The organism is Nocardia sp. NPDC004260, assembly GCF_053603155.1.
The window spans coordinates 1-9,725 of sequence record NZ_JBSGEZ010000133.1 but is presented as its reverse complement, the minus strand read 5'-3'; the positions used below and the strand labels follow the sequence as shown (position 1 = coordinate 9,725).

Here is a 9,725-nt window from a genome sequence, read left to right as displayed (position 1 = left end):
CGGCCCCGTCCGCCGCTTTTTTGAATCCCCCAAACCAAAGTAAAAGCCAGCCGGGGAATGGACCCGGGCGGCAGCGCTAGACGCGCGGGGCGCGCGCCACCGGGGCCCGCGCGCCGCGTCGCTCAACGCCTGAACATCCGGGTTCCGTTCCGGGCGCAGGCGTGGGGGAGTCAGTCCGGTATGTGTGATTCGTGGGTGAACGGTTTGGTGCCGTGAACCGCGGGCTCGCCTTGCGGGTTGGTCTCCGCGCCATGGTTCACGCGGTCGTCGGAATCGAGCCATTCGCTGACCGGATTGTCGATGTAGCGCCATTCCGTGCCCGAGGGCCACGGCCCCTGCCCTTCGTTCCATGGGCCGCGGGCGCTCGCGGAGCCGTTGGACATGTTGAAGGCCACGTTCTGGAACCGATCGTCGCCGGGCAGTGCTCCGGGCGGGAAGTTGACCGGCAATTCGTTCAGCGCCGCGGTGAACTGCTGGAAGTGCGCGATCTCGCGGGTCATCAGGAACGAAAGCGTGTCCTGCACACCGGGATCGTCGGTGAACTGCTTGAGATATTCGTACACGATCTTGGCGCGCGACTCCGCCGCGAGGTTGCTGCGCAGATCGACCGAGGGCTCACCATTGGCGTCGACGTACGAGCCCGACCAGGGCACGCCCGCGGAGTCCTTGACGACGGGTCCGCCGCCGCTGAGCGCGAAGTACAGGGGGTTCACCGCGACCTGATGGATCACCTGGTCACGTCCGCCGGGCGTCGCCACCATCGGCATCCAGTCGCACTGCTCGTTGGCCTGCTTCAAATCGTCGTTGAGCCCGTCGAGCAACATGGTGATCATCGCGCCGACGATTTCGAGATGGCTGAGTTCCTCCGTGGCGATGTCCATGAACAGGTCATAAATTTTCGGGTGCTTGCCACGCAGCATGAACGCCTGGTTGAAATATTGCATGGCGGCCTTCAATTCGCCGTTGGCGCCGCCGAACTGTTCTTGCAGCAGGGTCGCGAAACGCGGATCGGGACGGTCGACGCGAACTTCGAACTGGAGATCCTTGTTATGGGTGAACATCGCTCTCCTTACCAATATGGTCGGCTGTACGAGATGGCTTCTACTGCCTAACCCAGCGCACGACGAGCAAGAGACGCGTTGCTTGTTCGGTGGCGACGATACGGGTTCGAATTGCCGGTCGTTCGCAGCGACACGAGGCGCGACAATGCCCTACCCCACGCAGGGGACCTCCAGCCAGGCCGCGCTGTCGGCGGGCAAGACGCTGTCCTGCAAAGGCTCGCTGGACAACAACAGCCGCTCGTGCCTGGGCAGCGTGGTCGGCGCGGTCGAGACGTTCACGATGCACACCAGGCCGGGAGAGCGTTGGAGAGCCAGAATACCCGGCGCACTGGGCAGCCAGGTCCAAGAGCCCTCTCCGAGGGCCGGATGGTCCCGGCGCAGGCGCAGCGCCCGGTGATAGAGGTCGAGCATCGAGTCCGGCTCCCGCTTCTGCAATTCGGCGGTCAGCGACACCCAGCGCTGTGGCTGCGGCAGCCAGGGATGGGTGTCGCCCGGGCCGAATCCGAATGGCGGCCGGAACCCGCTCCACGGCAGTGGCACACGGCACCCGTCGCGGCCGCGGGCGGTGTGGCCGGAGCGCTCCCAGGTCGGATCCTGTAGCACCTCTGGCGGGAGATCTTCGACCTCCTCCAAGCCGAGTTCCTCGCCCTGATAGAGGTAGGCGCTGCCGGGGAGCGCGAGCATCAGCAGCAGCGCCGCCCTGGCGCGGCGACGACCCAGCCCGACATCGACGGGACCGTGCGGTTCGTGCTGGGAACCGCCGCCGCGGGTGGAGGCCCGTCCGTAGCGGGTCACATGCCTGGTGATGTCGTGGTTGGACAACACCCACGTGGGTGGCGCTCCCACCGCGGCCAACGCCTCGGTCGTGCAGTCGACCACGGCACGCAGCGCGTCGGCATGCCAGGAACACCGCAGGAAGTCGAAGTTGAATGCCGTGTGCAGTTCGTCCGGACGCACGTAGCAGGCGAGGCGCTCGGGTTTGGCCACCCACGCTTCGGCGACGAAGACCCGATCCGGCCCATAGGAATCCGCGATCTTGCGCCAGCCGCGATAGATCTCGTGTACCTGCGGCCGGTCCCAGTGCGGATGGTCGGTCCGATCCGGCGGCTCCATCATGTCCTCGTGATCGGTTTCGATATCCGGTAGATCGGGGTGTTTGACCAAGCCGTGCGCCACGTCGATGCGGAAGCCGTCCCCGCCCCGATCCAGCCAGAAACGCAGGATCGACTCGAACTCGGCACGGACGTCCGGGTGCTCCCAGTCCAGGTCCGGCTGGTGGGCGTCGAACAGGTGCAGATACCACTGCCCGTCCGCCACTCGGGTCCACGCGGGGCCACCGAACACACTCCGCCAATTGTTCGGCGGACCGCCGGAGGATGCGCCGGGCCGGAAGAGGTAACGGGCTCGCTCCGGCGAGTCCGGCCCGGCCGCCACTGCCTGCTGAAACCACGGATGCTGATCCGAAGTGTGGTTGGGGACCAGATCCACGATGATGCGCATATCCTGCGCGTGCACCTCGGTGATCAGCTCCTCGGCCTCCGCGAGGGTGCCGAACCGGTAGTCGATGTCGCGGTAGTCGGAGACGTCGTATCCTCCGTCCGCCATCGGCGACGGATACCAGGGCGTGACCCATATCGCGTCCACTCCGAGGTCGCGCAGATAGGGCAGTCGAGACCGGATACCGGCGATATCGCCGAGGCCGTCGCCGTTGCCGTCGCCGAAACTGCGGATGTAGATCTGATAGATCACGGCATCGCGCCACCAGGGAGCGGTCATCGCGGCACCCTCCTCTCGGCTCGTTGCAGGGCGGTTACCCGCGATCGGAATCCTCGTAACGTCGCCTCGGCGTTACGAGGTCGAGGAGGAATCGTCACGCGCGGGGTGGCGGCGGGAGGTTGTGTGGTCTGTGCCCGCCCGGGTAGTCGCTGGACATGGCTACCACAGCTCCACTACCGGAAGAACGAGCAGGCACTCCGCGGCGAGCCGTGGTGACCGGGGGAGACTCCGGAATCGGTGCTTCGATCGCCGTCGCGATCGCGGCGGGCGGGACCGATGTCGGGCTGACGTTCCACAGCGACCAGCGCGGTGCGGAGGACACCGCGACGCAGGTGCGCGAAAAGGGCAGGACCGCCGCCGTGCGCCGTCTCGACTTGGCGGCCCCGTCGTCCGCCGGGTCGGTGATCGACGAACTCGCCGACGAACTCGGTGGCCTCGATGTGCTGGTGAACTGCGCGGGTACCGGGTCCGCGCAGAAGGCGATGGACATGGACTTCGACACTTGGCGGCACGTGCTGTCGGTCGACCTCGACGGCGCGTTCGTCTGTTCCCAGCGCGCGGCCGGACATATGATCGCCGCGGGCAACGGGGGCAGGATCATCAACATCACCAGCGTGCACGAACACGCTCCCCGGGTGGGCGCCGCACCGTACTGCGCGGCCAAAGCGGGACTCGGCGCACTGACGAAGGTATTGGCGCTGGAGCTCGCCGAATACGACATCACCGTCAATTCGGTCGCGCCGGGGGAGATTTCGACACCGATGACCGGCCAGGAAGACGTCGATCCCCGCGCGCAGTCCCGTCCCGGCGTGCCGCTGGGCCGAACCGGGCACGCGAAGGAGGTCGCTGCCGTCGTGGCGTTTCTCGCCGCACCGGAGGCGAGCTATGTCACCGGCGCGTCCTACGTGGTGGACGGCGGCATGCTTCTGATGGGCCCGCAGGCCAGCACCTTGTTGACCGACGAGAAATGGCGCACGCCGTGACCGCGGTGTCCAGGTCGGCGCGGGCGTCCGTCTACCGCTCCGCTACCGGAGTCATGCAGCTGGCCGGGGGATCGACGAACACGCAGAGGGCTGGACCGCGGGTGGGACGGTAGCCGTCGGGCACTCCGCCCGCGGCGATGAGCTGCGTGTAGGCGCCGACGGCGTCGGTGGGGCGGCGGGTGAGGGACGGGTCGGTACGCACGTCCACGGTGTAGAGGCCGAATCGGGGCGTGTAGCTTCCCCATTCGTAGTTGTCGGTGAGGCTCCAATAGTTGTAGCCCATGATGTTCATGCCGTCGGCCTTGGCGCGCTGGATCCAATAGACGGTGTCGCGAAGGTGATCGCCGCGCACATAGCCATCGGCGCGTGGACGGCCGTCTTCGGTCGGCATCCCGTTCTCGACGACGTAGAGCGGTTTACCGGGCAACCGGCGCGAATAGTATTGCAGCGCATAGTAGATGCCTTCGGTGCGTAACGGCAGCTCCCAGATGTGCGGTCCGGGCAGCGTGGGCATAGCCGAACCGCTGGCCCGGAGGATGGACTCGATCAGCGACTGCGCCGGGTCGAAGGCGAAGTAGTAGTCGACACCCACATAGTCGAGCCGATCGGCGATGCGGTCCATCAGCGGCCCGTTCACCTGCGCCTCCGAACCGGCGACGTAACCCATGTTGCTGGTCACCTGTGCGCCCGGCTGCTTCTGGTGGATGTAGTCGTAGATGGCATTGTGTGCCTGCGCGACCCGCTCGAGCATTTCGCCGGCATCCGCGGCGCCATGGCGGACCTCGTGCACGATGTAGGCGACGGGCTCGTTCACGGTGACCCACAACGGGTTGCGTGCTGCGTAGCGATCCACGACGTTGCGCATGTTGGCCAACCAATCCTCGACCATGCGGGGATTGCGCCAGCCCCCTCGGTCGGCGGCCCAGCCGGGGTACACCCAGTGGTCGAGCGTGATCATCGGTCGCATACCGGCCCGCTCGACGCTCGAGATCACCGCGTCGTAGAAGCGGAAGGCGCCTTCGTCCCACACCCCCGGCGCGGGTTGCACTCGGGCCCATTCGATCCCGATCCGGAACACCCGCACGCCCAGGTCCGCCGCGAGCTGGATATCGGAGGCATAGCGGCCGTAGAAGTCGACGGAATCACCGAGGGCGTCGTAGCCAGGGGTCGCGCCGACGTATCGAGTCCAATTGCTGTCCGGCGCATGCCCTTCGGACTGGAAGCCGGAGGTCGATACGCCCCAGAGGAAGTCTCCGCCCAGCGCCGGTAGGCCGGCGACCGGCTGTATCGGCGGGATGGCCGCGGATTGCGTGGCGAGAAGCAGGGTGGATGCCGCGGCGGCGAGCGCGGCCAGGACGTACCGACGGAACCGAGATCGCATCGACCCAGAGTAACTGGGTGCTGTCCACTGATTGCCGGAATCCGCTTATCACAGCGATTCGAAGACGTGGACACTTGTTGCGACAGGTTTGCGGGTGGGCCACGCGGACCGCGACGCGTGGCATCCGCAGGTGCTATTGCATGGCGAAGCGCAACAGCGCCTGCATGTCGCCCTGCTTGATCTTGCCTTGGCGATTGAGGACTTCCAGCTGCCACACAGCGCCGTTCCGGAAGGCGCGAGCGACCGCGTTGGCGTTGTCGGTGCCGAGCAGCGAGGGCCAGATGTCGGCGACTTGCTGGCTGTTGCCGCCGGTGGCGTCGTAGATCTTGAAGGAGATGTTGTTCGCCTTGTCGAAAGAACTGCCCTTCTTGAAGGCGGCCGCGACGAAGACGATGGCGTCGATCGCGGTGGGGACGTCGGCGAAGGTGACGTGGATGGTCTCGTCGTCACCGGAAGCGGCGCCGGTCTGCTCGTCACCGGTGTGCGCGACCGAGCCGTTGCCCAACGGGTCCAGCGAATCGAGTCCCGCGAAGCGCACCGGGTCGTTGCCCTGCATCAGGACAGCGATCAGATCGAGGTCCACACCGCGTTTGCGGCGTGCCCAGCCGAGTGCGCCGCCGCTCGTTCCGGACGACGGATCCCAGCTCACTCCCACACTCAATTTCGTGATACCCGCGAGGTCCGCCGCACCGTCTTCTTTTCTGAGCGTAATCACGACATCAGGATACTGACGACCAGCCGTCGCGCTCGGGACGACGAATCCGCCTCCGGGACAGGCAGGTCCGCACCGGGCGGCGGAAGTCCATCGCGGGCCGCGGCACCGTTGTCGCCGCAGCGATCACCGGCCCGCTCGGCGTGCCCACCACGCCTCGACCAGGCCCGTCGCGCCGACTCGCGCTCGCCGCCGGTTCGGCACGGCGGCGCGGTGATCGAACACGGCGAAGTCGCTGTCCTCGATGCGATCGAGGATCTCCGAGTACAGCGTCGTCGCCGTCGCGACGCAGGGGCGCGAACGGCGGTGCAGCAGGGCGATTCCGGCAGCGGCGAAGCGGTAGATGTCGCGTGTGCGGGCGATTTGCGCCGCCAGGGCGCTGCGTACGCGGGGCTCGGTACGCCGCCGGGTGACGCACCAGCGCAAGAGATCGCGATCGACGTCGAACGCGGCCAGTTCGTCGGCGGGTAGATACACCCGGTCACGCAGCAGGTCTTCGCCGACATCCCGCAGGAAGTTGGTCAGCTGGAATGCCTTGCCGAGCGCGGCGGCATACGGCGCGGCCGCATCGGCACAGCCGGTGCCCAGAATCGGTAACAACTGCAATCCGATCACTTCGGCCGACCCGTAGACGTAGGTGTCGAGCGCGGCGCGATCGGGATAGTCGGTCACGGTCAAATCCATTCGCATCGATGCGAGGAAGGCGTCGAACAGCTCCGCTGGAATGCGATAGCGATCGGCAGTGTCCAGAACTGCCGGGAGAACGGCGTCGGTGTCGGCGGCGCGGTCGCGGAAACGGCCCGCGAGTTCTTCGAGCCGCGAAGCACGTTCGGTGATATCGAGACGCGGGTCGAACTCGTCGAGGATGTCGTCGGCTCGGCGGGCGAATCCGTATAGGGCGTGGACCGCGGGGCGCTGATCCGGTGCGAGCAAACGGGTCGCCAGGAAGAAGGTCTTTCCATGGCGTGCGTTGAGCCGGCGGCAGTACCGGTAGGACCGGTGCAGTCGCGGGTCGCTGAGCCGGGTGGTGTCGAGGTCGGTGCGGGTCATCTGGATTCCGATCACAGTTGTCGATCGATGCGACTGGTGGTGAGCGCGGCGACGATGCGGCGCGGCCGCGCGGGCTGGGGGCCGGTGATGCGATCCGCGGCCAGTCGGCCGGAGATCAGCACCGGCGGAATTCCCACCCCCGGCACGGTCGAGCCACCGGCCAATACGGCATTGTCGACACCGCGGATCATGTTGGCCGGTCGGAACGGACCGGTTTGGGCGAACGTATGCGCCAGCGCGAACGGGCTCCCGGCGAGCATGCCGCGGCGCGCCCAGTCGGCCGGTGTGTCCACGCGCAGTATCTCGGCATCGCCGAAGACCGAGCCGAGACGATCCTGAGCGACCTCGAGTAGTTGCTCGGCATAGCCGGTTCCCGCCCGCTCCCAATCGATTCGGCCGCGCTCCAGGTTCGGCACCGGGGCGAGCACATACAGCAGGTCCCGTCCGGGCGGAGCCGTAGACGGCTCGGTAGCCGAGGGACGGGTGACCAGCAGCGAAGGATCGCGCATCACCTGCCCGCGGACGATGATGTCGTGGAACGACTCCTCCCAGGCGGCGCCGAACAGCAGATTGTGGTGCGCTATCCCGGCCGTGGGCGCACACCCCAAATGGACGATCACTGCCGAGGGCGCGGAGGTCAGCGGCACCGGCCGACGTGGTGTGCGCGCGATCAGGCGATAGGCCTCGTGCAGTTCGGTCGTCAATACCACGGCGTCGCAGGAGATTCGGTCGCCGTCGTCGGTGCGAACCCCGGTGATCCGCGAGCCCGTGCGCTCCAGGGCGGTCACGGTGGTGCCATAGCGGAATCGGACACCGGCGTTGGTCGCCGCGGCGGCCAGCGCCTCGGGAAGCGCACGCATCCCACCGCGCGGAAAGAACACACCGCCGACGGTGTCCATGTAGGCGATGACCGCGTAGGCGGCCTGCGCCCGGCTGGGCGCGACGCCCGCGTAGAGCGATTGAAAGGTGAAGACACGCCGCAATTCCGGGTCGGGAATGTAGCGCGCGACGGCGCGATCCCAGCGGCCGAAACCACCCAAGGCGATCAGCCGGGCGAGAGCGGGGGTCACCATGGACAGCGGTGAGTCGAAGTTCGCCGCGATGAACCGGTCCATCTCCGCTCGGTACAAGCGCGTCAGCCAACGCCGCAGGCGGCGATAGCCGTCGGCCTGGTCTGCGCCGGCGAACCGGCGGATCTCCGCCTCCATCCGCGCGGCGTCGGTGTGTACCTCCAGCCTCCGGCCTCCGGCGAAATGTGCCCGATACGCCGGTTCGACGGGCACCAACTGCAAATAGTCAGCGCTGCGCGCCCCGGCAGCCGCGAAGACGCTTTCGACGATATCGGGCATGGTCAGAACCGTCGGGCCGGTGTCGAGGCGATAACCTGCCGGATCGGCGTGCCCGGCGCGGCCGCCCGGTACCGCTTCGCGTTCCACGACGATCACTTCGCGGGAGCGGCCTGCCAAATGCAGGGCCGCGGACAATCCCGCGAGCCCGGCTCCGACGACCACCACCCGGTCGGTCGCGCCTTCGACGGTGCGCATCGAGCAATACCTCCTGGTCAGGCAACGCGTTCGGTGCATGCGGTGGCCATGTGCTTCAGTGCGGCGCGCATCGGTGCGCTGAAATTCGCCGTGTGCAAAGCGTTGTCGGCGCAGGTGAGCAAGTCGGCGATCATCGTCTCGATCCGCTCGGGCGCCCCGGACTCGATGATCAGCATCCTGGCGCGGTCGACCTCCGCGGGACCGAGCTGGGGGTGATGGAGGAGCCGGGACAATTCGATTCGGGCCGAGGGGGTCGCCATTTCGCGTGCGAGGACGACGACGCTGGTCGCGGTGCGTTCCCCGAGATCGCCGTCCGCGGGTTTGCCGGTGACGGCCTGCGACCCGAAGATGCCCAGAATGTCATCACGCAACTGGAATGCCTCGCCGACCGCGGCGCCGTACCGGCCGAGCGCGTCCAGGACGGCCGCATCGCAGCCCGCCATCGCCGCGCCCATCTCCAACGGGCATCGCACCGTGTAGTTGCCGGACTTGACCCGCGCGATCGCAAGGACCGAGGCCAGCGCGGGCTCGGTGCGCGCGTCGTTGAGCAGATCCGCGAACTGACCCGTCGCGAGTTCCACCCGCATGTTGTCGTAGCGCGGCCACGCGTGCGCGAGCGCGGAGTCGGCGAGCCCGCTTTCGCGGAGCATCTGCTCGGCCCACACCAGGCACATGTCCCCGAGCAGGATCGCCGCGGACTCGCCGTACCTGGCGGAAGAGCCGGGCGCGCCGATGCTGCGGTGCGCCCTGGCGAACCGGACATGTGCGGACGGGGCGCCGCGTCGCGTCGCGGACCGGTCCATGACGTCGTCCTGGAGCAGCGCGAACGCGTGCAGTAGTTCCAGACCGGCTGCCGCACGCAGCGCGGCCGGATCGTCCGGTCCGCCGCACAGCCAGCCGAGGTACATGAACGTCGACCGCAAGCACTTCCCGCCGGTGGCGTATTGCCGCAGAACGTCGTGTGCGCCGAGGCGATGAAGCGGCGTAGGGCATGCCCGCAGGAGGAAATCTTCCAGCTCGCCGAGCACTGCCCACCGCACTGCTTCCCGCCACTGCGAGAAGGGGGCGGCCCCCAGTGCCGGGATGCCACCGACCGGTTCGGTCACTGTCGATTCGGACCACGTGATGCTGATAGCACTACCTTCGTTCATGGCTGGGACCTCCGGGGAACGCTTTTGTTGCTTGTCCTGCGAGGACTGAAATGAGACGGCGTCCCCG

The 9,725-nt window shown here is 67.4% G+C and carries 8 protein-coding genes; 1 reads left to right on the top strand and 7 read right to left on the bottom strand.

Going from position 1 to position 9,725, the window contains the following annotated elements; all coding sequences use genetic code 11:
• Window positions 1–170: 170 nt before the first annotated feature.
• Window positions 171–1,061 carry a manganese catalase family protein gene (locus ACWEO7_RS36780; protein ID WP_452430166.1) on the bottom strand — a complete coding sequence of 297 codons (891 nt, stop codon included), beginning with the start codon at window positions 1,059–1,061 and terminating at the stop codon, window positions 171–173.
• Between the two features lie 150 nt (window positions 1,062–1,211).
• Window positions 1,212–2,837, bottom strand: a complete 1,626-nt coding sequence (locus ACWEO7_RS36775; protein ID WP_452430164.1) for a glycoside hydrolase family 13 protein — start codon at window positions 2,835–2,837, stop codon at window positions 1,212–1,214.
• Window positions 2,838–2,992: 155 nt separating this feature from the next.
• Here ACWEO7_RS36775 and ACWEO7_RS36770 point away from each other — a divergent pair, with 155 nt between their 5' ends.
• Complete coding sequence (locus tag ACWEO7_RS36770; RefSeq protein ID WP_452430162.1) at window positions 2,993–3,820, top strand: SDR family oxidoreductase; 828 nt, start codon at window positions 2,993–2,995, stop codon at window positions 3,818–3,820.
• Window positions 3,821–3,851: 31 nt separating this feature from the next.
• On the opposite strand, the gene ACWEO7_RS36765 is transcribed toward ACWEO7_RS36770, so the two are convergent.
• The 5 genes from ACWEO7_RS36765 to ACWEO7_RS36745 form a co-directional block, all read right to left on the bottom strand.
• The gene (locus ACWEO7_RS36765) at window positions 3,852–5,201 is read right to left on the bottom strand and encodes a family 1 glycosylhydrolase (RefSeq protein ID WP_452430161.1); all 1,350 of its coding nucleotides are present in this window, start codon (window positions 5,199–5,201) and stop codon (window positions 3,852–3,854) included.
• A gap of 133 nt (window positions 5,202–5,334) precedes the next feature.
• On the bottom strand, window positions 5,335–5,916 hold the full coding sequence (locus tag ACWEO7_RS36760) for a TerD family protein (RefSeq protein ID WP_355075501.1): 582 nt from the start codon (window positions 5,914–5,916) through the stop codon (window positions 5,335–5,337).
• Window positions 5,917–6,039: 123 nt separating this feature from the next.
• Window positions 6,040–6,963, bottom strand: coding sequence for a phytoene/squalene synthase family protein (locus tag ACWEO7_RS36755; RefSeq protein WP_452430159.1), 924 nt, complete (start codon window positions 6,961–6,963; stop codon window positions 6,040–6,042).
• Window positions 6,964–6,974: 11 nt separating this feature from the next.
• Entirely contained in the window at window positions 6,975–8,507 is a 1,533-nt protein-coding gene (gene crtI, locus ACWEO7_RS36750) for a phytoene desaturase family protein (protein WP_452430157.1), read from the bottom strand.
• A 17-nt stretch (window positions 8,508–8,524) separates the two neighbouring features.
• Entirely contained in the window at window positions 8,525–9,658 is a 1,134-nt protein-coding gene (locus tag ACWEO7_RS36745) for a polyprenyl synthetase family protein (RefSeq protein WP_452430155.1), read from the bottom strand.
• Between the last annotated feature and the right edge of the window lie 67 nt (window positions 9,659–9,725).